Here is a 21,452-nt window from a genome sequence, read left to right as displayed (position 1 = left end):
CCGCCGCCTCCCCCTCCGCCACCTCCGCCGACGGGGCCGGAGCCGAGCCCGCCGCATCCCAGGCCGACGCACATTTCGGGGCCGCCCGCGCCGCAGCGGCCGCATCCGCACAAGACCCCGGCCCCGCCGCGGCCGGTGCGGCCGCACCCGAAGCGCAAGGCGTGGCCAGTCAGCGTCCTGGTACGCACGGTGCCGTCGCTGCCGGGCGTGCGGTTCGCCGTCGACGGCCGGATCTTCACCACCGGCACCGACGGAACGGCCACGGTGACCCTCGAACACGACTTCACCCAGCACACGCTCGCGTTGCTCACGCCGACCTTCACCGCGGTCGATCACCGCTACACGTTCTTCCGGTGGGAAGGCCAGCGCGATCCCAACCAGGCGTTCCGCACCGTGGTGACCGGCCTGCCGTGGCGGGCCCCCTACGCGATCACCGCGTCATTCTCCGAGCAGTGTCCGGTGACCCCGGCGTTCACGGACCAGCACGGCGTCCCGCTGGACGTCTCCACGCTCGACGCGGCCACGGTCCGCAGCGACACCGGCCAGGTCAGCGCGCTGCCGGTGCGCGGCACGAGCTGGCTCACCTGCTCGGTCCCGGTCTACGCGGGCGGCGCCCTGGTCACCAGGCCGCTCGGCTACCGGCTGCAATCCCTGATGGCCGGCGGCACCAATGTCGTGGACTCGGGAAAGCAGTCCTTCCGGCCGTCCGGCGATCCGCGGCCCACCTTCGTCGGCCTCTTCTACAACCTCACCGTCACCGCTCATGACGCGCTGTTCGGCGGCACGACCGGTCGCCAGGCCGTACTCACCGGTCCCGACCACCGCCAACACGCCGTCGCTTTCCCGCAGCGGCACACGGCGACCTTCAGTCATCTACCCCGCGGTGACTACAGCCTGACGGTGTCGGGTTCGTCGGGCGTCGCCCTTTCCAAGCCCATCAGACTCTCGCGCGACAGCACGGCCGACGTGGCCGTGGTGACCGGCGCCGACCTGGGGTCCACGGCGGCCTGCGGCAGCGTGATCGCGGTCGCCCTGCCGCTGGTCGCCCGGCACCGCCGCCGGCGGCTTGGCCGGCTCCTCGGCTCCGGCTTCGCGCGGCTGCGCCACAAGGAGGACACCGAGGGATGAACGGTTCGCTGCGCAAATGGCTGCCGGCCGCCCTGTTCGGGCTGCTCGCCGTGCTCGGGGCCGCGGCCGTCGCCGCAGGATTCGCGACGCAGGGGGGCGGCTCAGTGCGGGCCGGCGCGGCCGGGCCGGTGACCGGCTCGGCCGCGCCGAGCCCGGGGCCGCGGCAGGTACAGGCCGCCGCCCCGGCCGGCTCGCTTCCCGTGCTCGCCTACTACTACATCTGGTTCGACCCCTCCTCCTGGGATCGCGCGAAGATCGACTATCCGCAGCTCGGCGACTACTCCAGCGACGATCCGAACGTGGTGCGCCAGCACGTCGAATGGGCCAAGTCCGCGGGCATCCAGGGGTTCATCGTCAGCTGGAAGGACACCGCGACCAACGACCGGCGGCTCAAGCTGCTCATGCAGATCGCCAAGCAGGAGAACTTCAAGCTGGCGATGATCTACCAGGGCCTTGATTTCAACCGCAAGCCGCTGACCACCGCGCGGGTCGCCGCCGACTTCCGCACCTTCCACGACCAGTACGCCGCCGACCCGGTCTTCTACCGGATCGGCGGCAAGGCCCTGACGATCTGGAGCGGCACCTGGGACTTCAGCCACGCCGCCGTCGCGCAGGTCACCGCACCGGTGCGGGACAGCATGCTGGTGCTGTCCACAGAGAAGAGCGTGCAGGGATTCGACCGCCTCGCCGACGTCACCGACGGCGACGCCTACTACTGGTCCTCGGTCAATCCCGAGACCAACGCCAACTACTCCGACAAGCTGAAGGCGATGGCGGCGGCCGCGCACAAGGCCGGCAAATACTGGATCGCCCCCTTCGCGCCGGGATTCGACGCCCGCCTGGTCGGCGGCACCGGGGTGATCGACCGCAACGGCGGCCAGACGCTGCGCGCCGAGTACGCGGCCGCGCTTTCCTCCTCGCCCGACATCATGGGCCTGATCAGCTGGAACGAGTTCAGCGAGAACTCCTACATCGAGCCGTCGCGCAAATACGGCACCTTCTACCTCGACACCATGCGCGAACTGCGCTCGGCGACCGTGCCGGCCAGCCCGCTGGCACAGGACTCGAACACGCCGGCCGGCGGCGCCGGCGGCTATCTGCCCAACCTGCTGCGGCTCGGCGGGTTCGGCCTCGTACTCGTCGGCGGGATCGGCGCCGTGGCGACGGCCCGCAGATCGCGCGGCGCGCCCGAGCCGCCGCCGAACTCCTCAGCCGCCGACGCGGACTTCCTGGCCTCCGCCCGCTCTTCTGACTGACAACCGCACAGCACCACCTGCACCACCGGCAAGACCCAGCACCACCTGAGAAAAGAGGAACCATGCGCTCAATGGCGAGCCGCAGCCGGAGCACCCGGCGACGGGTGACCGGAACCACCCTGGCCGCGGCACTGACCACCTCATTCACCCTCGGTTTCCCCGCGGCGGCCCAGGCCGCGCTCTCCGGCGAGTCGAGCCAGTTGACCCGCGCGCCGTATCTGAGCGACCTGACCGGCGCGTCGGTCGTGGTGAACTTCGGCACCGCCGCGCAGAGCCACGGCAGCGTGTCGTACGGCCCGCCCGGGCAGTGCACGGCCCACTCGGTTGTCTCGACCAAGCTCGGCTCGCCGATCACGGTCAACGGGGTGACGGAGTATCAGAACTCGGTGACCGTGACCGGCCTCACCGCCAACACCGCGTACTGCTACCGCGTCTACACCGGCGGCACGATCCCGGTCGACCTGCTCGGCACGAACGCCTCGCCGGTCTTCACCACGCTGGCGGCCGCCACGGACTCCGGACCGTTCACGTTCGACGTGATGGGCGACTGGGGCGACACCACCAACAGTGGTGTCGACGACGGTTCGCTCAATGTCAACCAGGCCGGCGTGGACGCCCAGGTCGCGGCCAGCGGCGCCCGATTCCTCGTCTCCGCGGGCGACGTCGCCTACCAGGGCGGGACCGCCACGAACTACGGCGACCTCTACCAGACCGGCGTCGATGTCAGCGCGGTGTTCGGACCGTCCTATTGGGCCGTGCCCGGGATGAGCGTCCCGGTGTACTCGACCTCTGCGAACCACGGGCAGAACGCCACGTTCCTGTCGATGTGGCCGGAGGCGAACATCGCAGCCAACGGCGTGTACTCCATGGTCAGCTATCCCTCGATCGACGGCACGACCCCGGGTACGTACCCCACCACGTACTACGCCTTCACCACCGGCGGCGTGCGCTTCTACGTGCTCGACATGTCCTGGGGAAACTCGAACGTCGGGACGGCGACCGGCGGCACCTGCGGTTCCCACTGCGCGATCTACCAGGTCGACCACGACGCGCACTGGACGACGTCCTCGGCGGAGTACCAGTGGCTCAGCGCGGATCTGGCCGCGCACCCCGGCGGGATCAAGCTCGCGTTCTTCCACTTCCCGCTGCGCTCCGACGACGCCACCGAGCCCGACGATCAGTACCTTGACGCCACCGCGGGTTCGACCGGGACCATCGAGCAGCTGCTCAAGTCCGGCGGCGTGCAGCTGGCGTTCAACGGACACGCCCACGACTATCAGCGCAACGTGGCACCGCCCTTCGGCTTGATCAGCTACGTCACCGGAGGCGGCGGAGGCTCGGCCAGCTCCATCGGCGGACACGGTTGTGAGAGCACTGACGCCTACGCCGTCGGCTGGTCTTACAGCCACGCCAAGGGCAACGCGTGCGGCGCGGCCGCGCCGCCGACCAGCGACGCGCAGGTCTACCACTTCCTGCGCGTCACGGTGAACGGCAGCGTGATCTCCGTCGCGCCGACCGATTCCACGGGCACGGTATTCGACCCGTACACCTACAACCTGGCGCCCGACAGCACGCCTCCGTCCGCCGCCACCGGGCTGACCGCGGTGCTCTCCGGCGCGTCCAACGTGCTGAACTGGGCCGCGGCCAAGGACAACGTCCAACTCGGCGGCTACGACGTGTACCGCGACGGCGCGTACCTCGCGACGGTCCGCCCGAATTCGCTCACTTACAAGGACACGACGGCCGGCGGTGTCGCGCACACGTACTACGTCGTCGCGCGCGACCTCGCAGGTAACACGACCGCGTCGCCAAGCGCCAAGGGGTGACGAGCGTGGTCGAGCTCGGATATCAACGGCGCGCTACCGGCAGCTCCGTGCTGTCGATAGGTGAGTCCGCGGAGGTGAGGCGGTAGAGCTCGCCGGTCTGCTCCCACTCCCGCAGGGTCCGGTAATCGGACTCGATCTGCGCCGGATCGTCATGCAGGAGGTAGCACGTGCCGGGTGAGGTGGCCGAGTCCACGGTCGGCTGCACTGTGTCGCCGACTTCGACGCCCAGGTTCAGCGCGGCGAAGGACTTCAGCTCGCGCAGCCGGTCGAAGCCCGCGAACGAGGTCAGCCGGCCGGCCCGGGGCGCGATGAGGGAGATGTAGCGCAGGCCGGTCCGCAGCTGGTAAGGCTGTCCGGCCCAGCGCTCGAAACCGGCCGGATCGCACAGCGCCTTGGCCGTGAGCTCCACGTGGTCGGTGCCGAAGCAGCGGTCGACGACGTCCGGGAGGATGGAACCCGCGATCCGGGCGCCGGACTCGATCAGCACTGGACCCCGGTCGGTGAGCATGATCTCCGAGTGCGCGGGCCCGTGGCGAACGCCCAGGGCGTCCAGGACCGGAAGCAGGTAGCTCCTGAGGGTGCGCGCCGCCGGGTCGTCCGGGGCGACCGGTTCTTCGTAGTCGTATACAGCCGCGCCATGCGGGCCGAGCCGCTTGTGGTACCGCCAGATCTCGGCCACGTGGTGCCGGCCGTGCACGCTGACCGTGTTGGCGAAATACTCGGTGCCGGCCAGGTATTCCTGCAGCACCGCGGCCCGATTCTGCACGCCCATGAGGTTGGCGGAGTGCATGATCTGGTCGAAGGCCGTGCACAGCTCCACGGTGTTTCGCGCGAAATGCACGTTGTCGGTGCCGGCGCTGTCGATCGGCTTGACCACCAGCGGCCACCGGCCGTGCCCCTTCGCCCAGGCCAGGGCCGTATCGAAGCTTCCGGTGCGCAGCGTGTCAGGCGCGCGCAGGCCGTGGGCGCGCACCGCGGCGGCCATCTCGTACTTGTCCCGCCTGACCCGGGCCGTCGCGGCCGCGTGGCTCGGCAGGCCGAGCCGGGGCGCCAGCTGGTCGACCAGGTCCACGCCGCTCTCCGCGCCCGCCACGATGAAATCCGGTGCGCGTGCCAGCAGTTTTTCCGTGAGCGCGTCGAGGTCCCCGTCGTGCACGAGCGCGTCCTGCGGGGCGAAGGCGTCCTTGGGGAAGGTCCTGAGGTAGAAGTCCGGCAGCGTCGCAGAACTCTGCACGTGCGTGCAGGTGGCCCCGTGCTTGGCGAGCGCCGCGGGCAGGAAGCGGCCGGATGAGTAGGCGTCAACAAGGATGCAGTGCATGCTGTTCCTCTTCCTCCTGTTCGGGCCGCCGCGCGCGGCGCCCGTCCCGCCGCGTCAGCAGGCCGAGGCCGATCAGGACCGTGATGACCGCGATGCCGACGGTCGACCGCGGCGAGAACGCCAGCCGGGGGTCGGCCAGCTGCAGCAGCAGGGTCACCGCGGGCGCGAGGGTGATGATCATCGAGGCGGTCAGCGGCGTGACCCGGCGGATGCCCAGCTGGATCAGCAGCGCCGGCAGGGCGACCCCGATCACGGCGACGACCAGCCCGGTGGTGACGGCGGGCCCGAGCCGGCGCCCGCCGGAGAGCGCCACCAGCACCCAGCCGGCGACGGCCACCAGCGGGAAGCGCAGGCCGAGCACGGTGCGCACGTCGAGCCCGGCCGCGCTCAGCCGGGCGGAGAAGACGAGGGTGGCGGCCGAGGCGGCGCCGGAGACCACCGCGGCCGCGGCGCCGGCGCCGAGAAGCGCGGCGCGGTGATGCCCGACCGCGCTGTACCCCGCGATCGACGAGGCGATCAGCAGAGCCAGCACGACCAGGATTCCGCCGGCCGCGGCGATCTGGCCGGCGGGCATGCGGTCGCCGCGCAACCACAGCGCCTGCATGATCACCGTGAAGGCCGGGCCGATCGCGATGGACACGACGTTCGCGACGGCCGGCTCCATCCAGTCCAGCGCGTACAGCAGCGAGACCCAGGTGACCGCGGTGGCCAGATTGAGCGCCAGCAGGTCGCGCGAGTGCCTGCGCGCGACCGCGAGCAGCGCGAGCCAGCGCGTGCGGGCCGCGGCCGTGGCGCAGAAGACCACGCCGACGGTGGTGAATGCGACCGCTGCGACGCTGCCGGGATCCGTGTGCTGCAGCCGGTTGCCGGCGAACACGTCGACCAGCGCCGAGAGCACGGTGAACAGGAGCAGCTGCGGCATCAGGGTTCTTCCGGCGCTGCGGATCCGGCGCCCGAGGCCGCGGGCGCGGGGCGCGGCCCGAAGATCGCGCTGCCCACCCGGACCATGGTCGCGCCTTCGGCGATGGCGGTTTCGAAGTCCGCGGTCATGCCCATGCTCAGCTCGGCGAGTCCGTGCTCCGCGGCGAGCTTGCGCAGCAGCCGGAAATGCGGCGCGGGGTCCTGTTGCGCCGGTGGTATGCACATCAGACCGTAGATGGCCAGGCCGCAGCCCTCCTTGCACTCGCGCAGCAGCGCGTCGAGGCCGGCCGGTGCGACTCCGCCCTTCTGCGGCTCGTCGCCGGTGTCCACCTGCACGAGGCAGGCGGGGCGGCGACCCTCGCGCTCCATCGCCCGCGCGAGCGCGGTGGCGAGCCGGACCCGGTCGACGGTGTGTATGACATCGAAGGTGCGTACCGCGTCAATGGCCTTATTCGTCTGCAGCGAGCCGATGAGGTGGAGTTCCACATCCGGGTAGCTCTCACGCAGCGCGGACCACTTGGCGCGCGCCTCCTGCACCCGGCTCTCGCCGAAGCCGCGATGCCCGGATTCGAGGGCTGAGATGACAGCCGCTTCGCCGTGGAACTTGCTGACCGCGATCAGCCGCACGGCGTCGGGCGAGCGCCCGGCCCGGACGCACGCACCGCGCACCCGCTCGGTGATCGCGTCGAGCCGCCCGCGCACCGCGTCTTCTCGGCCGGCCTGGGGGATCGCGGAGCTCATGGCGTGCTCACCGAGTGGTCGCCGAATCGCCGGTGCTGTACTTGGGGTACTGGCCCTCCCAGACGCTGAAGTACTTCCAGGCGGAGTCGAACAGCACGGTCACCACCACGGTCTGCGGCGGCAGCGTCCGGGCGAGCCGCTGCGCCGCGAACACGTTGCCTCCGGCGGTCGGCCCGACGAAAAGCCCCTCCTCCGCGATCAGCCGCTTCATCGTGGTCCAGCCGTCGTCGCCGCTGATCAGCTCGACCCGGTCGACGAGCTCCTCGCGCAGGTTCGACGGGACCTTGCCCGGGCCGAGCCCCATCATGTTGTGCGTGTGATGCTCGAAGGGCAGGCCGTGGCGCTTGGCGTAGAGGGCCGCGGAGCGGTCCACCTCGACCGCGGTGGTCACTATGTCCGGGTACTGCTGCTTGAGGATGTCCGCGATGCCGGTGAACGTGCCGCCGGTGCCGATCGAGCAGATGAAGTGGTCCGGAACGACGTCGCGGGCACGCAGTTCCGCGACGATCTCCTGGCCGCAGGAGCGCCACGACTTCCAGTTCAGGTCGTTGGTCGACTGGTCGAGAAAATGGCTGCCCGGATGCTCCTGGACGTACCGGCGGGCGGTGTCCTCGCTCTCCAGCAGGAAGCCGTCCTGCGAGGTCTCGATGATCGTGCCGCCGAAGGACGCGATCTGCTTGCGCCGCTCCTCGGTCATGCCCTCCGGCATGATGATGACGGCCTGGTAGCCGCGGTCCCGGCAGACCCGCGACAGCGCGGCGCCGCCGTTGCCCGTGGAGCACTCCACCAGCGTCTGGCCCGGCCGTATCGTGCCCTCGGCCTCCAGCTGGTCGATCATGTACGAGAAGACCCGGTCCTTGTGGCTGCCGGTGGGGTTCAGGAACTCGCATTTGACGAAGATGCGGGCCGCGTCGGGCTCGGCGAGCTGCTTGAGCTCGCGCAGCTCGGTGTGCGGCAGGGGATCGGCTCCGGCGGCCCGCCCGGCGGCGTGCTCGAACGCTGACGACATCAATGGCTCCTTCGCGGTGGGCGGCTGGGGGCGGAAGACGCGGACGCGGCGCACTCCAGAGCGCGTCCGGCGGCGCCGGGCCGTCTTCGAGGTCGGGGACGCGCGGGCGCCGCGGCTACTCCATGACGAAGGCGCGCAGCGAGGTGGCGTCCACGCCGATCCGCACCAGCGTCTTGACGTCGACGCCGAACCGTTCGGCGACGGCCTGCCGGCCGTTGTTCTCGCTCTTCTCCACGGCGACCAGGACCTCGGCGACCTCCGCGCCGGCCTTGCGGACCGCCTCGATCAGGGAGATGAGCGTGCCGCCGGTGCTGATCGTGTCGTCGATCACGGTGACCCGGTCGCCGGGCTCGACGCCGTTGACGTACAGGGTGCCGCTGAAGTACTCGCTTTCCAGGGGCACGCAGATGGAGCGTTCGCCCAGGTCGTAGGTGTACCAGCGGGCCACGGCGAGCGGTATGTCGGTGGCCAGCGAGATGGCGGCGCCGAGGATCGCGCCCTTGTCCTCCTCCACCAGGATCTTGTCCGAGTCGAAGCTGCCGACGGCCAGCAGCCGCCTGGTGACCTCGCGCAACACCTGGGGACGCAGGGCCGGCAGCTGGTCGGTGAATTCGTTGACCGTCGTCCGGTGCCGTCCGGACGGCACGGTGGGGGCGTTCCGATATATCTGCTCGAGCAGCATGCGCCCGTACTCCCGTTCTCCCGTATGGGCCACAACCGATAACACGACTTGTCAGGACTTATCGGCTCTTTGGGCTCGGTCGGCGAGCATAGTCGAGTACTGCTTTAGCCGCAACCGGAAGTGTCGAGTTCACAACGCTCCCCGCGCGGCGTCGCCGCTGGTGGTGGCCGCGCCGGAGGTTTAATCCCTGCTCAGGGCAAGGGAACCGGCCGCGGGCGCGACGCTATGCGCGGCCGACGCCGGGATACTAGAGAGTCAGGGTTCATAGATCTTAAACACCAGGTTACGGCTTTCGGCCGGTGAAACTTTCACCCCGCGGGCGCCGGTGCGCGGTTCGGCGCAAATGCAACGTGCGGGCGGCGCCCTCTTGGCCACCGCCCGCACGCGACATATCTTCCGCTAACTACGAACCCTTATACGAAGGCCGCCGCCTCGACGCCCCGGTCCGCCGGGGTCCGCCGCGGCCCTTCGCCGTCACCGCCGCAGCTGTCCGGCCGGCTCGCTCTCCTCCGGTTCGCCGGCCGACGCCGGCGGCCCGCCGTGCCCGGCCGCGGAGTCGGCGTGGCCGGGCCACCAGGCGGCGTGCCCGATCAGCGCCGTGAGCGCGGGCGTGAAGAACATCGCCATCACGAACGCCGCCACGGCGATGCCCGCCGAGATGGCGAAGCCCATCTGGGTCAGCGTGGACTGGCCCGCGAGCATGAGCGAGGCGAAGGAGCCGGCCAGGATCAGTCCGGCCGCGGCGATCGTAGGACCGGCGTGCTTGACCGCCTCCGCGGCGGCCGCGCGCGGAGAGCGACCCGCTCTGGCCTCCTCGCGCAGCCGGGTGATCATCAGGATGTTGTAGTCGGTGCCCAGCGCGACCACGAACATGTACATGATCACCGGCAGCATGAAGATCAGGCCCTTGTTGCCGCCGGAGTTCTGGAACAGCAGCACCGTCGCGCCCAGCGTCGCGCCGAAGCCGAGACCCACCGAGGCCATCAGGTACAGCGGCGCGACCAGCGCCCGCAGCACGAGGCCGAGGATGATCGTGATCAGGATCGCCGCGACCGGGAAGACCACCGCGTAGTCGTGGTTCACCGCGGCCTGGATGTCCACGTAGATCGCCGTGATGCCGCCCACCAGCGCGCTGGTCCCCGCCGGGGCCGCGCCGTGCGCGGTCGCCCGCAGCGTGCCCTTGAGCGTGTTCATCGCGTCCGAGGACGCAGGGTTGGCCGTGAGCGTCACCTGGAATGCGGCCACCGTCCCGGCCGGGTTCGGCAGCGCCGCCGAGACCGAGCCGACGCCGGGCACCGTCGTCAGCTTCGTGCGATATGACGCGAGCTCGTCCGCGGTCAGCGGCGAGCCGTTGTCCGACTTCAGATACACCTGCGTCGGCTGCGTCGCGCCGGCCGGCTCGCCGCGCAGCAGCTCGTTCTGCCACACCGTCGACTCCGAGGTGGAGTTGGTCGAGCCGGAGGACAGGTCGAAGGTCGGCTTGAAGCTGAACGCCGCGATGGCCAGCGCCACCATCACGATCCCGGAGATCGCGGCGAAGCGGGCCGGGCGGCGGCCCATCGAAGCGCCGATCGCGGCGAAGCGCGCCGCGCGCGGCTCGGCCTTCCAGGCCTTCGACGGCCAGAACACCCTGGTGCCCAGCAGCGCGACGATCGCCGGGATGAGCGTGAGCCCCGCCAGGAGCGTCACCGCGACCGCGATCGCGAGCGACGGCCCGAGCGAGCGGAACAGGCCGAGGGTGGACAGCGCCAGCGCCATGAACGCCACGATCACCGCGCCGGCCGCGGACGCGATCGCCTCGCCGGCCCGCTCCACCGCCACCGCCACCGCCTCGCGCGCAGAGTCGCCCGCGCGCAGCCGTTCCCGGTAGCGGAACATGAAGAACAGTATGTAGTCGGTGCCCACGCCGAACAGCACCACGATCAGCAGCGAGGTGACCGAGCTGTCGGTCTTCAGGTCGAAGGCGTTGCTGGCCCAGGCGATCAGCCCGTCGGCCACCTGCGAGACCAGGCCGATGGTGATGATCGGCAGCAGCGCGATGATCGGGCTGCGGAAGATGATCAGCAGCAGCACCAGGATCAGGCCGATGGTGGCGATGCCGATGATCGCGTCCGCCTTGTTCCCGGAGTCCTGCGAGTCGAGGTTCTGCGCGGCGGTGCCGGTGATGCCGCCCTTGAGGTCGGTGCCGGCCAGCGCCGACTGAAGCTGCGTGCGCAGCACCTTGACCGCGTCGGTCTGCGCCTTCTGCTGCGGATCGTTCTCCGTCGGCATCTGCACGCCGATGGTCTGGATCAGCTTGTTCGGCGAGGCCGGGCCGACGTCCAGCGAGGTCACGTCCGGCACGGCGGCGGCCTTGAGCTTGTCCGCGATCTGCGTCACGGTCGACAAGTCGGCCGCGGTCAGCGCGCCCTTGTCACCACGCTCGAGCACGATGATCGCCGCCGGCGCGGCGTGCTGCGGGAACGCCGACTCCTGCAGCTTCTGCGCCTGGATCGATTCGTAGTGGCTCGGCAGGAAGCTGGACTCGTCCGCGGTCGAAGCCAGCTTCGGCGCGAGCGCGATCACCGCGATCGCCGCGATGATCCAGACCCCGATCACCCGCCAGGGATGGTGCGCGACCATCCGGCCAAGTCGTGCGAACACGGCAGGTATTTCCTTCCCCTCGTGGACGGCCGCCCGGGACCCTCGAACCCGCGGGCGGCCGCCCGGCAGTGTGCGTGCCGGGCAGGGCAAGCTTACTTGTCGCCCGGCAAGTAAGGCGGTTAGGGTGCGGAACACCGGAAGGCGGCCAGGTGTTTCCCGGGTAGCGCCTGCGGTGATGAGGGGCCTGATGAGTATCGCGACGAGCGTGACGAGCACGATGACCGCGGGCGGCACGCGGCGGCCGGCGCGTGCCGGGCGCCCGCTGGAGCGCGCCGAGCGCGAGGACACCCGCGCCAGGATCCTGGCCGAGGCGGTGGAGCTGTTCGCGGCCAACGGCTTCGCCTCGACGACGACCAGGGAACTGGCCGAGCAGATGGGCTTCACCAAGGCGGCCCTCTACTACCACTTCCGCACCAAGGACGACCTGCTCGCGGCCCTCGTGGAGCCGGTCGTCGCGCAGATCGCGGCGCTGGCCGGCGCCCCCGGCCCCGACACTCCTAGCTCCAGCGGCGACCTCGGCCGGGTCGGCCTGCTGGCCGGATACCTAGACCTGGTCTCCGCGCATCGCCAGATCTTCCAGGTGCTCTACCAGGACCCCGCGGTCGGCCGGAACGAGAAGGTCAAGGCCGTCGTCCGGGAAGGTTACACGCCGCTGGTCGAAGCCCTGCGCGTCCCCGGCCAGGACCCGGTCACGGCCCGCACCCGCGTGCGCGCCGCGCTCGGCAGCATCCACGCGGCCCTCGGCGACGACACGCCCGAGGAAGACCTGCCCCTCGTGCGTGCCGCCGCCCTCGTCGCGGCCTGCGGCGCCCTCGGCGTCAACTGCGCCGATCCGACGCAACCTATGACGGTGGCTCAGCCGATGACGAGCGTCACCATCCCGCCGCAGACGCCCGCGGCGAGCTGAGCTACAAGAACTGCCGCCGTACTAAGGACTGTGCGACTTACTTGGATTCGACGCGTCCGAATGCGGCCGGACCGGTCGTCAGCGCGGCACAGGCGCGCTGCCAGGCGTCGTCACCGGGACGGAAAAAGGTGCGCAGGTAGGCGCCGCTGAGCCGTGCGAGCGCGGCGACTCGCTCGGGGTTCTCGTCCGTGGTCTCCGCGGCGTCGTATCCGGCGATCCCGCCGAGCCCGTGCTCCGCGTCGAAGAGGGTGAGCAGGGTCTTCGGGCCGGGAGCGAAGGTGTACGGGTCGGTGTGCCACTGCGGGCCCAGATCCGTGAAGTGCCGCGAGTCGTCCTTGCCGCCGGCGACGATCAGGGCGGGCGTGGCCATGGGGGAGAAGTCCATGGTGTGGAAGAACGGCAGGTCCTTGGCCATGGGGCCGTTCAGGGCGTCGCCGCCACGGCCGGGCGCCGCCAGCAGCACGCCCGCCTTGATGCGCGGTTCAGCGAGGTCCGCCACGCTCCCGGTGGCGGGATCGGTGAGCCGGGCGCCCAGCAGGAGGCTGGCGGTGAAGCCGCCGAGCGAGTGGCCGGCGACGGCTATGCTGCCGCGGTCGATCCGCCCGGCCAGCTGCGGCACAGCCGCCTCGACGGCGTCGAGCCGGTCGATGATGTGCGTCATGTCCTCGGCGCGCGAGCGCCAGAAGAAGGGCGCGTCCGGGTGATCGGCGAGCAGGCGGCTCAGTGTGCGGGAACTGAGATGCGTCGGCTGGATGACGACGAACCCCTGGGCCGCCCAGCGGCCGGCGAGTGGCGCGTAACCGTTGAGGGAGGAGAGGTTCTGCGACGGGCCGTGGCCGTGGGAGAGCAGGATCACGGGCAGATCGGTTCCGGTCGCGGGTGCGCAGACGCGGATCTCCAGGTCCACGGGGCGCCCGGGCACGGACAGGACCACCGGGCTGTAGGAGAGGACCGCGGCGGGCGAACCGAGGGCGGTGTCGGCGGTGTTGTTGGCTGTGGTCGCAGCCGCGGTGTCGGCGGTGTCGGTGGATGCACTCATGGCGAGTGTCCTTTCTCGGGGCTCCTGCCGCGGGCGGAGGCAAGCCGCGGCGGCAGGGGAAATAGGCAGGCACGTCCCGCCTCGGCTAGACTGAAGCGGAACGCTGCTCCAGTTATTATCCGGAGCGCTGTTCCGCTTTGTCAACCGAGCCTGTAGTCGACACAGCCTGGAATCACGGAGCTGGAATCACGGAGCTGGAAGGAGCCTGTTGTCCACCGAGAGCCCCGCTGAGAAGGCGGCGGTCCGAGGCAAGCGGGCCGACGCGGTACGCAACCAGCGCACGCTGCTCGCCGCCGCCGCGGAGGTCTTCGTCGCCTCGGGCGTCGACGCGCCGATCCGGCAGATCGCGGCCAAGGCGGGCGTGGGGATGGGCACGATCTACCGCCACTTCCCGACCCGCGCGGACCTGGTGGCCGCCGTTTACCAGCATCAGGTCGAGGCCTGCGCCGAGGCCGGCCCGCGCCTGCTGGCCGAGGCCGATTCCCCGTTCGAGGCGCTGCGGCAGTGGATCGACCTCTTCGTCGACTTCCTGGTCACCAAGCACGGGCTCGCCGACGCGCTGCAGTCCGACAGCGACCGCTTCGCCGCGCTGCACACCCACTTCCTGGACCGCCTGGAACCGGTGTGCCTCCAATTGCTCGGCGCCGCCACCGCCGCCGGCGATATCAGGCCTGACATACGGCCGTACGAGCTGATGCGCGGCATCGGGAACCTGTGCGTCGGCCGCGACACAGACCCGCGCTACGATCCCAGGCGATTGATCGAGCTGCTGCTCGAAGGGCTGCGGCGGCCCGCGAAGAGCTGACGCCCGCGGCTGCCGGGGCGGCCGCGGGCGTCAGGTGTCTGCTAGTCAGGCGTCTGCTACACGTCAGCTGGTGGAGCAAGCGCTGCCGTTGAGGGTGAAGCCGGTCGGTACCGGGTTCGAACCGTTCCAGGATCCGTTGAACCCGAAGGCGGTGCTGCCGCCGGTTCCGATGGACCCGTTGTAGGAGACGTTGCTGACCGTGACATTGCCGCCGGACTGGGTGTAAGTACCGTTCCACAGCTGGGTGATGGTCTGCCCGCCGGTGAACGACCAGCTCAGCTTCCAGCTGCTGACCGGCGCGCCCAGGTTGGTGATCGTCACGTTCACCCCGAACCCGCCCGGCCACTGGCTCGAGACCGCGTAGCCGACCCGGCAGCTGCCGCCGCCGCTCGACGCGCTCGCCGAGGGGGAGCTGGACGGGCTGGCGGAGGGCGAACTCGACGGGCTGCTTGACGGGCTGCCCGACGGCGAGCTGGACGGACTGGACGACGGCGAGCCGGACGCCGAGTTGCTCGGCATGACCCCGCCTGCGTTCAGGGCGTTGAGCACGGAGGTGTACGCCGGCTTGGGCTGCCAGTTGCTGTCGAACAGGGTGGCCGCGCCCTGGCCGGAGAAGGTGCCGGGGACCCAGGAGTCGGCGTCGCTGAGGTTCCACTGGGTGACGCCGGGGCAGTGCGCGTTGTTCAGGCAGGTCTTGACGATGTTGGCGTCGTCAGTGGCCTGCTGCTGCAGGTTCGCGCTGCTGGCCGGGGTGGGCATGCGGTCGTCCAGCTCGGTGATCGCCACGTCGAGGCCCAGGGCGGTGAAGCGGGCCATGTTGGAGGCCAGGCTGCTCGGGACCTGCCCGACGATGAAGTGGCTCTCGAAGCCGATGCCGCTGAGCGGGACGCCCTGCTGCAGCAGCTGCTGCGCAAGGGTGTACATCGCGTTGCTCTTGGAGCCGGTGCCCTCGATGTTGTAGTCGTTGATGTAGAGCTTTGCGTTGGGGTCGGCGGCGTGCGCGGTCTTGATGGCGTCGGCGATGTACTGCTCGCCGCCGCCGAAGGCGTTGTAGAAGACGTCCTGGCGGTAGCTGCCGTCGTCGTTGAAGGGTTCGTTGACCACGTCCCAGGCGTAGATCTTGCCCTTGTAGTGGGTGACCTCGGTGGTGATGTGGCTTTCCATCGCGCTCTGCACCTGGTTGAGCGGCAGGCTGGTGACCCAGCCGGGCAGCTGGGAGTGCCAGACCAGGTTGTGCCCGCGCATCCGCTCGTTGTGCGAGGTGGCGAAGTTGACGATGTTGTCGCCAGGGCCGAAGTTGTAGGAGCCGTTGGACGGCTCGATGGTGTCCCACTTCATCTCGTTCTCGGGGGTCACCATGTCGAACTGGGTGGCGGCCAGGTTGGTGGCCGAGGAGTTGCCCAGGTCGCCCTGCCCGACCGCGGCGCCGAAGTAGCGCCCGTCCGCCTCGGCCGCCGCGCGCAGCGTGCTGGCCGCGTTGGCCGTGCCGGTGAGCACCACGACGCCGGTCGCCGCGGCGACGAACGCCACCGTGCCGGCGGCCATGGCCGCGCGCAGTCGGCGGCGGCCAGACGGCCCGGGCCGCCTACGTCCGGCGCTGATATCGGCGCCAGTGTCGATATCCATAGGTTCATTCCTTTGAGAGCGCTAACAGTGTGCTCGGGCGCAAGCCGACGCGAAGTGACCCGGACGGCCCGACCGATCCCGGCTGCTTAATGTCGCGGTGAGCGTGCCAAAGCGCCCCCGAAATCTCAATGGCGGCTCCCGCAACATTTCGGCCCTGAGTGCTCAGCCGGTGTGGAGAGGGCGCAGGCCGAAGATGCGAAGTGAAACTTACTTCGGACCGGCCGGTTGCCGACCGCTTGATCTACCGGTCAACGGGGCGGTGCGCTTCGCCTGGCGCTCATTTTCGAAGCTTGTCACGCAAGATTCGTCCTCTGGGATCGACCGCGCATCCAGCGGGTTAGGCTCTTGTCGTGTCAGACGCCGAGCAGCCCGCGCACCGACCGCAGTCGTTGATGCTCACGTTCTTCGCCGTGCACATGCTGAAGCGCGGCGGTGCCGTGTCCTCCGGCAGCGTTATCAATGTGCTGGGACGCGTCGGGGTCGGCGAGGACGCGGTGCGCACGACGCTCGCGCGCATGGTCAGCCGGGGACTGCTGGAGCGCCACCGGCGTGGCCGCAAGGCCTATTTCGGCCTCACGCCGCGCGCGACCGGCGTGCTGCAGGACGGTCACGACCGCGTGTGGCGGGTCGGCGCCGTCAACCGCGCCTGGGACGGCACGTGGACGGTCGTCGGCTTCTCGCTGCCGGAGGCCTGGGCGAGCGAGCGGCACGATCTGCGCTCCCGGCTGGTGTGGGGCGGCTTCGGGCCGGTGCAGAACGGCATGTGGATCGCGGCCGGGCGAGTGGACGTGGCCTCGCTGGTCGCGGATCTGGGCCTTGATGCGTACCTGCGCGTCTTCCACGGGCAGTCGGCCAAGCCCACCGAGGCCGTCGCGCTGATCGAAGCAGCCTTCGACCTTCCGGGCATCGCCGAGCGGTACCAGGCCTTCCGGGCGCGATGGGAACGCGCCGACGCGCTGCTGCCGGGCGCCGACGATCCGCTCGCGCGCCAACTCCTGCTGCACACCGAGTGGCTGAACCTGGTGCGTCAGGATCCGCATCTTCCCGCCGAGCATCTGCCCGCGCACTGGCCTGCCGCGCGTGCCGAAGAGCTCTTCTACACCTTGGCCGGGCGCTTCGACGAACCCGCGGCCCGGCTGGCGACCGAGGTGCTGGACCACATCGACGCCGACTGAGCGAGCTGCGCGGGCACGGGCCGACGCCGCACGCCGCGGGAACGCGGGCTAGCGCTTCGCGACGGTGTAGGTCAGGTGGGTCACCCGGGACGACGCGTCCGCGCGGGTCTGTTCCAGCACGAGGCGGTCGGGGTCCACGCGGTCGAACAGCCGGATGCCGGTGCCGAACAGGACGGGCGCGAGCGTGATGCAGAACTCGTCGATCAGGCCGCCGTCCAGGTACTGCTGGATCGTCTCGGCTCCGCCGGCGATGCGCACGTCACGCTCTCCGGCGGCCGCGCGGGCCTGCTCCAGGGCGCTCTCGATGCCGTCGTTGACGAAGTGGAACGTGGTGCCGCCCGGCCGCTCCCACGGGTCACGCTTGGTATGGGTGAGGACGAACACCGGGGTGTGGAACGGTGCCTCCGCCGGCCAGGACAGCTCGCCGGCGTCGAACATCCGCTTGCCCAGGACGCTCACGCCGGTGCGCTCGAAGGTCGCCCGCACGACGTCGTTGTCGACTCCTTCCTCCCCGCCTTCGCCGAGCTTGAGGTTCTCCCGGAACCACCGCTGCGGGAAGACCCACGACTGCAGCGCCGACCACTTCGTCATCCAGCGTCGGACCCGCGGATCGCCGCGGCCCTCGGGCGAGAAGACGAGCTCGACGGGTGCGTCGTCCGGCGCCATGAAGCCGTCCAGCGACATCGTCACGCTGAAGAACACCTTCCCGGCCATCAGTCCTGTGCTCCCTTCGGTGCGGTCCGGTTCGAGGCGAGTTCGGCGACGTAGTGCGCCAGGTTGCGCAGGGTCTGCTCGCCGCCCTCGATCGCGTGGTACTTCTCCACGGCCTGCGCGCGCAGCTCCTTGGTCGGGAACACCGTGCGCATCACGATCCGGGTCTGCCCACCGGCCGGCTCGAAGGTCGGCACGGGCTCGAAGGTCAGCACCGACTCGAAGGCGTCGGGGTCGTCGCGGGACTCGCCGTGCAGCAGCGCGATCCGCTCGGGCGGCACGATCTCGGTGTAGGTGATCCACTCCTGGTAGTCGGTGCCGTCCGGCCCGTGCATCACGAAGTCCCACGTCCCGCCGACGCGGAACTCGAAGGACCGCGTCGTGGTGGTGAAGCCCTCTGGCCCCCACCACCGCGCCAGGTGCCGCACGCGCGTGAACGCCTCGAACACCAGCTCCCGCGGGGCGCCGATCAGCCGGGAGATCACGATCTCGCGGTCCGCGGTCGTGTCCGCGGGCCCGCCGCCGTTACTGTTCGCCGTCATCCGGTGCCGCCTCCTGACTTGCCTGCTTCAACTCCTGCACGTATGCGTCCAGCCGGTCGAAGCTCTCGTTCCAGAACCGTTCGAATCCGCCCACCCACGCGTGGATCGGCCTCAGGCCGCGCGCGTCCAGGCCATACAGCCGCCGCTTGCCCGCCTCACGGACGCGCACCAGCCCGACCTCGCGCAGCACCCGCAGGTGCTTGGAGGCTTGCGGCTGGGTCATCCCCAGATCCCGGGCCAGGTCGGTCACCGGCCGCTCGCCGCCCCGCAGCAGCACCAGGATCTCGCGCCGCTGCGGCTCGGCGATCGCGTTGAACGCGTCGGAGGTCGTCGCCGCTCGTGCCACGGCGCCATCATATGCCTATATCGGAATGCGTCAACCTCCGGCCGCGCCGACCCGCGACGGGTATGGCCCGCAATATTCGGCAATCTCTTGACCGCAACAAAAATTCTGCCGTACATTCACGTCGTTCCGCCGCCATGGCGCAGTGCCCCTGTTCGCCTCAGGAAGGCGTTTCCATGCAACGACGCATGCCCGCACTCTTCACCACCCTCTGCCTCACCCTCGCGGCCGGAGCCGGCGCCGCCAGCGCGGCCGTGACTCCCGCCGCGGTGCCCGCCGGGCACTACACCGGCACCCTGGCCGACGGTGCGACCTGGATCGCCGACACCCCGGCGCACTGGAACGGCACCCTGATCCTGTTCAGCCACGGCTTCGGCCCGCTGACCGCCGCCGACGCGCCGAGCCAGGCCAGCGCCGACGCGCTGCTGAATCAGGGCTATGCGCTGGCCGGGTCCTCCTACGACCCGAACGGCTCCTGGTGGGCCCTGGCCAGCGCCGAACGCGACCAGTTCGCCACCCTCACCGCCGCCTCGCGGCTGCTCGGCGCGCCCAAGCGGGTCCTCGCGGTCGGCGAATCCATGGGCGGCCTGATCAACAGCCAGATCGCCCAGGACGGCGCCGGGCGGATCAACGCCGCGCTCAACCTGTGTGGCCTGGTCGCCGGCGGCGTGGACCTGAACAACTATCAGCTCAACGCCGAGTACGCGATCACGACGCTGCTGCCCGGCGCCTCCGGCATCCCGATCCGCGACTACGCATCCCCGGACGCGGGCGCCGCGGCCGCCACGCAGATGGTCACCGCGATCACGCAGGCGCAGTCGAACGCTTCTGGACGTGCCCGTATCGCGCTAGCCTCGGCGCTGCTCAACGAATCGGACTGGGCGCCCGGTGCCGGCGCCCCCGCCCCGCGCGACTACGCCGGGCAGGAAGCGCAGGAGTACACCTGGCTCACCTCCGGCCAGCTGCAGTTCATCGAGTTCGGCCGCTACTACATCGAGCTGGCGGCGGGCGGGGACAGCAGCTGGAACGCAGGGCTCGACTACGCCGCGCTGCTGCGCGGATCAGCCCACTACGAGCAGGTACGCGCCCTGTATCGGCAGGCCGGGTTGGATCTCGACGCGGATCTCACGGCGCTCACCCGCGGCGCGCACTACACCGCCGAGCCCGGCTCGCTGGCCGCGATGCGGGCCACCTCGACCAACAGCGGACACCTGGGCGTGCCGCTGCTCGACGTGCACACCACCTCCGACCAGCTCGTCCCGGTCGAGCAGGAAAGCGCGTTCGCCCAGAAGGTCCGCGCCGCCGGCGACAGCGCCCTGCTGCGCCAGGCGTTCGTCGCCCGCCAAGGCCACTGCAACTTCACCACCGCCGAGATCGTCGCCGCGCTCGACACGGTGAGCCAGCGGGCCGCCGACGGGCACTGGGGCGCCAGCACCACCGCCGCGAACCTGCAGGCCGCCGCCACGGCGCTGAACCTCGACGGCGCCGCGTTCGTCCGCTACCGCCCGGCCCGCCTGCTCGTGCAGAACCCTGAGCCGCATCCGAGCCGCTGACCGCGACCGGTTGGCAGAACGCTGATCGGGGGGAGCGGAGGGTTGGATCCGCTCCCCCCGATCGCGGCGTGCGTCAGGAGGCGCTGGCCGAGTAGCTGTTGATGGTGAAGTTCTCCTGCGTGTTGTTCGTGCCGCTGATCTCCCAGCCGTACTGGATGGTCGAGAGCGTCGGGTTGGAGAAGTAGCCCTTCGTGTTCTCCAGGTACTTCAGCAGGTCGAGCAGGTTGACCGTGCCCGAGCTCTCGTTTCCGCTGCGCACGAACGAGTAGGTGGGGTTGGAGCCGTTGTTGCCGGCGTAGAGGGTCCAGGTGTTGCCGTCGAGGGTCAGGGTGCCCACCGACGAGCCGAGCGGGCCGACGTTGCCGCTCACGTCGGTCCAGACCATGACCTCGATGCCGGAGCCGTTGAGCCACACGTCGTAGGCGGACTCCCAGTTGCCGCCGCTCGGATTGGTCTCGTTGAAGCTGCTGCTCGCCGACGAGAGCGAGTTGAGGGCGACGCCGACGCTCTTGCTGATGTTCGCGTAGGACTTGACGCCCGACGTGCTCGGCTGGGTGGAGAAGACGCCCCAGTTGGTCGCGGACTTCACCCAGAGCGTCTGGGCGCCGTGGTCGCTGCCCCACTCGTCGTTGTAGATGGTGTAGCCGCCGATGGAGTACTGCGCCCACTGGCCGGAGTCCTCGTAGAGGTAGCCGGAGGACCCGGACGAGGTCGGCGTCGGAGTGGGCGTCGGTGTCGGGGTGGGCGTGGGCGTGGGCGTGGAGGTGCGCGTCGGCGAGCCGGTGGCGACCGCGCCGGTGCACGTCGTGCCGTTGAGCGTGAACGAGGTCGGGTTGCCCGGGAAGCTGGAGCCGGTATAGCTGCCGTTGAATCCGATGCTGGTGCTCGCGTTCGTGCCCAGCGAGCCGTTGTAGGAGGCGTTGGCGGCGGTCACGTTCTGGCCGGACTGGCTGAAGCCGGCGCTCCAGCCCTGCGTGACGCTCTCGTTGCCCGGCAGGGTGAAGCCGAGCGTCCAGCTGGTGAGCGGCGAGCCGAGGTTCGTGATCGAGATGCTCGCGGTGAAGCCGCCCGGCCACGAGTTGGCGGTATACGAGACCTGGCATCCGCTCGCGGCGCTGGCGGATTGGGCGACGGCCAGCCCGGCGACCGCGGTGGTGACGAGCACTGCCGCGGTCGCGGCGGCCATTCGGCTTCGTTTGCGGAATGCGGCACTGCGCGGTGCACTGC

General features: G+C 70.3%; 18 protein-coding genes and 1 pseudogene. 7 read left to right on the top strand and 12 right to left on the bottom strand.

From position 1 onward, the window contains the following. The 3 genes and pseudogenes from VFB40_RS22510 to VFB40_RS22500 form a co-directional block, all read left to right on the top strand. Positions 1 to 1,128 (top strand): annotated as a pseudogene (locus VFB40_RS22510) (hypothetical protein); the annotation flags it as partial. Next, entirely contained in the window at positions 1,125 to 2,384 is a 1,260-nt protein-coding gene (locus VFB40_RS22505) for an endo-1,3-alpha-glucanase family glycosylhydrolase (RefSeq protein ID WP_324853836.1), read from the top strand. The pseudogene VFB40_RS22510 and the gene VFB40_RS22505, both read left to right, overlap by 4 nt. A gap of 104 nt (positions 2,385 to 2,488) precedes the next feature. Next, positions 2,489 to 4,210 (top strand): metallophosphoesterase family protein, encoded by a 1,722-nt coding sequence (locus VFB40_RS22500; protein ID WP_324853833.1) that lies wholly within the window; start codon positions 2,489 to 2,491, stop codon positions 4,208 to 4,210. Between the two features lie 22 nt (positions 4,211 to 4,232). Here the strand turns inward: VFB40_RS22500 and VFB40_RS22495 are convergent, their stop codons facing one another. From VFB40_RS22495 to VFB40_RS22470, 6 genes are all read right to left on the bottom strand, one after another. Next, the gene (locus VFB40_RS22495; RefSeq protein WP_324853831.1) at positions 4,233 to 5,528 is read right to left on the bottom strand and encodes an ATP-grasp domain-containing protein; all 1,296 of its coding nucleotides are present in this window, start codon (positions 5,526 to 5,528) and stop codon (positions 4,233 to 4,235) included. Next, a complete protein-coding gene (locus VFB40_RS22490) occupies positions 5,509 to 6,450 on the bottom strand; it encodes an EamA family transporter (protein WP_324853829.1) in 942 nt (313 codons plus the stop codon). The genes VFB40_RS22495 and VFB40_RS22490 overlap by 20 nt, the downstream gene beginning before the upstream one ends. After that, complete coding sequence (locus VFB40_RS22485; RefSeq protein WP_324853827.1) at positions 6,450 to 7,190, bottom strand: YggS family pyridoxal phosphate-dependent enzyme; 741 nt, start codon at positions 7,188 to 7,190, stop codon at positions 6,450 to 6,452. The genes VFB40_RS22490 and VFB40_RS22485 overlap by 1 nt, the downstream gene beginning before the upstream one ends. A gap of 7 nt (positions 7,191 to 7,197) precedes the next feature. Continuing rightward, a complete protein-coding gene (locus VFB40_RS22480) occupies positions 7,198 to 8,199 on the bottom strand; it encodes a cysteine synthase family protein (RefSeq protein WP_324853824.1) in 1,002 nt (333 codons plus the stop codon). Positions 8,200 to 8,314: 115 nt separating this feature from the next. Then, positions 8,315 to 8,881: a phosphoribosyltransferase family protein gene (locus tag VFB40_RS22475; protein WP_324853822.1), complete on the bottom strand. Its 567-nt coding sequence runs from the start codon at positions 8,879 to 8,881 to the stop codon at positions 8,315 to 8,317. 474 nt (positions 8,882 to 9,355) lie between these two features. Further along, positions 9,356 to 11,524: an MMPL family transporter gene (locus tag VFB40_RS22470; protein ID WP_324853820.1), complete on the bottom strand. Its 2,169-nt coding sequence runs from the start codon at positions 11,522 to 11,524 to the stop codon at positions 9,356 to 9,358. A gap of 187 nt (positions 11,525 to 11,711) precedes the next feature. Between VFB40_RS22470 and VFB40_RS22465 the strand changes: the two genes are divergently transcribed. Beyond that, the gene (locus VFB40_RS22465; protein WP_324853818.1) at positions 11,712 to 12,431 is read left to right on the top strand and encodes a TetR/AcrR family transcriptional regulator; all 720 of its coding nucleotides are present in this window, start codon (positions 11,712 to 11,714) and stop codon (positions 12,429 to 12,431) included. A gap of 37 nt (positions 12,432 to 12,468) precedes the next feature. Here VFB40_RS22465 and VFB40_RS22460 read toward each other — a convergent pair whose 3' ends face one another. Next, positions 12,469 to 13,470, bottom strand: coding sequence for an alpha/beta hydrolase family protein (locus VFB40_RS22460; protein WP_324853816.1), 1,002 nt, complete (start codon positions 13,468 to 13,470; stop codon positions 12,469 to 12,471). A gap of 208 nt (positions 13,471 to 13,678) precedes the next feature. Between VFB40_RS22460 and VFB40_RS22455 the strand changes: the two genes are divergently transcribed. Next, positions 13,679 to 14,275, top strand: coding sequence for a TetR/AcrR family transcriptional regulator (locus tag VFB40_RS22455; protein ID WP_324853814.1), 597 nt, complete (start codon positions 13,679 to 13,681; stop codon positions 14,273 to 14,275). Between the two features lie 63 nt (positions 14,276 to 14,338). Here the strand turns inward: VFB40_RS22455 and VFB40_RS22450 are convergent, their stop codons facing one another. Further along, complete coding sequence (locus tag VFB40_RS22450) at positions 14,339 to 15,901, bottom strand: endo-1,4-beta-xylanase (protein ID WP_324853812.1); 1,563 nt, start codon at positions 15,899 to 15,901, stop codon at positions 14,339 to 14,341. A 350-nt stretch (positions 15,902 to 16,251) separates the two neighbouring features. Here VFB40_RS22450 and VFB40_RS22445 point away from each other — a divergent pair, with 350 nt between their 5' ends. Next, a complete protein-coding gene (locus VFB40_RS22445; protein ID WP_324853810.1) occupies positions 16,252 to 17,076 on the top strand; it encodes a PaaX family transcriptional regulator in 825 nt (274 codons plus the stop codon). A gap of 48 nt (positions 17,077 to 17,124) precedes the next feature. Here VFB40_RS22445 and VFB40_RS22440 read toward each other — a convergent pair whose 3' ends face one another. From VFB40_RS22440 to VFB40_RS22430, 3 genes are read right to left on the bottom strand one after another with little or no spacing between them, the layout of a single operon-like run. Continuing rightward, the gene (locus VFB40_RS22440; protein ID WP_324853808.1) at positions 17,125 to 17,790 is read right to left on the bottom strand and encodes a dihydrofolate reductase family protein; all 666 of its coding nucleotides are present in this window, start codon (positions 17,788 to 17,790) and stop codon (positions 17,125 to 17,127) included. Then, positions 17,790 to 18,329, bottom strand: coding sequence for an SRPBCC family protein (locus VFB40_RS22435; RefSeq protein ID WP_324853806.1), 540 nt, complete (start codon positions 18,327 to 18,329; stop codon positions 17,790 to 17,792). Before VFB40_RS22435 ends, VFB40_RS22440 begins: the two co-directional genes overlap by 1 nt. Continuing rightward, a complete protein-coding gene (locus tag VFB40_RS22430) occupies positions 18,313 to 18,675 on the bottom strand; it encodes an ArsR/SmtB family transcription factor (RefSeq protein WP_324853804.1) in 363 nt (120 codons plus the stop codon). The genes VFB40_RS22435 and VFB40_RS22430 overlap by 17 nt, the downstream gene beginning before the upstream one ends. Before the next feature lie 173 nt (positions 18,676 to 18,848). On the opposite strand from VFB40_RS22430, the gene VFB40_RS22425 reads away from it, so the two are divergent. Next, a complete protein-coding gene (locus VFB40_RS22425; protein WP_324853802.1) occupies positions 18,849 to 20,225 on the top strand; it encodes an alpha/beta fold hydrolase in 1,377 nt (458 codons plus the stop codon). A gap of 73 nt (positions 20,226 to 20,298) precedes the next feature. On the opposite strand, the gene VFB40_RS22420 is transcribed toward VFB40_RS22425, so the two are convergent. After that, positions 20,299 to 21,411, bottom strand: coding sequence for a cellulose binding domain-containing protein (locus VFB40_RS22420; protein ID WP_324853800.1), 1,113 nt, complete (start codon positions 21,409 to 21,411; stop codon positions 20,299 to 20,301). Positions 21,412 to 21,452 lie beyond the last annotated feature (41 nt).

The sequence above is a fragment of the Actinocrinis sp. genome (assembly GCF_035650855.1).
GTDB lineage: Bacteria > Actinomycetota > Actinomycetes > Streptomycetales > Catenulisporaceae > Actinocrinis.
Note: the sequence above shows the minus strand (reverse complement) of the source record. Positions and strands in the feature narration are given on the sequence as shown.

Excerpts from the sequence above, each read along its gene's own strand:
- VFB40_RS22495 (WP_324853831.1), bottom strand. The coding sequence starts at position 5,528 with ATGCACTGCATCCTTGTTGACGCCTACTCATCCGGCCGCTTCCTGCCC.
- VFB40_RS22480 (WP_324853824.1), bottom strand. The coding sequence starts at position 8,199 with ATGTCGTCAGCGTTCGAGCACGCCGCCGGGCGGGCCGCCGGAGCCGAT.
- VFB40_RS22435 (WP_324853806.1), bottom strand. The coding sequence starts at position 18,329 with ATGACGGCGAACAGTAACGGCGGCGGGCCCGCGGACACGACCGCGGAC.
- VFB40_RS22505 (WP_324853836.1), top strand. The coding sequence starts at position 1,125 with ATGAACGGTTCGCTGCGCAAATGGCTGCCGGCCGCCCTGTTCGGGCTG.
- VFB40_RS22440 (WP_324853808.1), bottom strand. The coding sequence starts at position 17,790 with ATGGCCGGGAAGGTGTTCTTCAGCGTGACGATGTCGCTGGACGGCTTC.
- VFB40_RS22460 (WP_324853816.1), bottom strand. The coding sequence starts at position 13,470 with ATGAGTGCATCCACCGACACCGCCGACACCGCGGCTGCGACCACAGCC.
- VFB40_RS22425 (WP_324853802.1), top strand. The coding sequence starts at position 18,849 with ATGCAACGACGCATGCCCGCACTCTTCACCACCCTCTGCCTCACCCTC.
- VFB40_RS22485 (WP_324853827.1), bottom strand. The coding sequence starts at position 7,190 with ATGAGCTCCGCGATCCCCCAGGCCGGCCGAGAAGACGCGGTGCGCGGG.
- VFB40_RS22465 (WP_324853818.1), top strand. The coding sequence starts at position 11,712 with ATGAGTATCGCGACGAGCGTGACGAGCACGATGACCGCGGGCGGCACG.
- VFB40_RS22420 (WP_324853800.1), bottom strand. The coding sequence starts at position 21,411 with ATGGCCGCCGCGACCGCGGCAGTGCTCGTCACCACCGCGGTCGCCGGG.
- VFB40_RS22450 (WP_324853812.1), bottom strand. The coding sequence starts at position 15,901 with ATGGATATCGACACTGGCGCCGATATCAGCGCCGGACGTAGGCGGCCC.
- VFB40_RS22475 (WP_324853822.1), bottom strand. The coding sequence starts at position 8,881 with ATGCTGCTCGAGCAGATATATCGGAACGCCCCCACCGTGCCGTCCGGA.
- VFB40_RS22490 (WP_324853829.1), bottom strand. The coding sequence starts at position 6,450 with ATGCCGCAGCTGCTCCTGTTCACCGTGCTCTCGGCGCTGGTCGACGTG.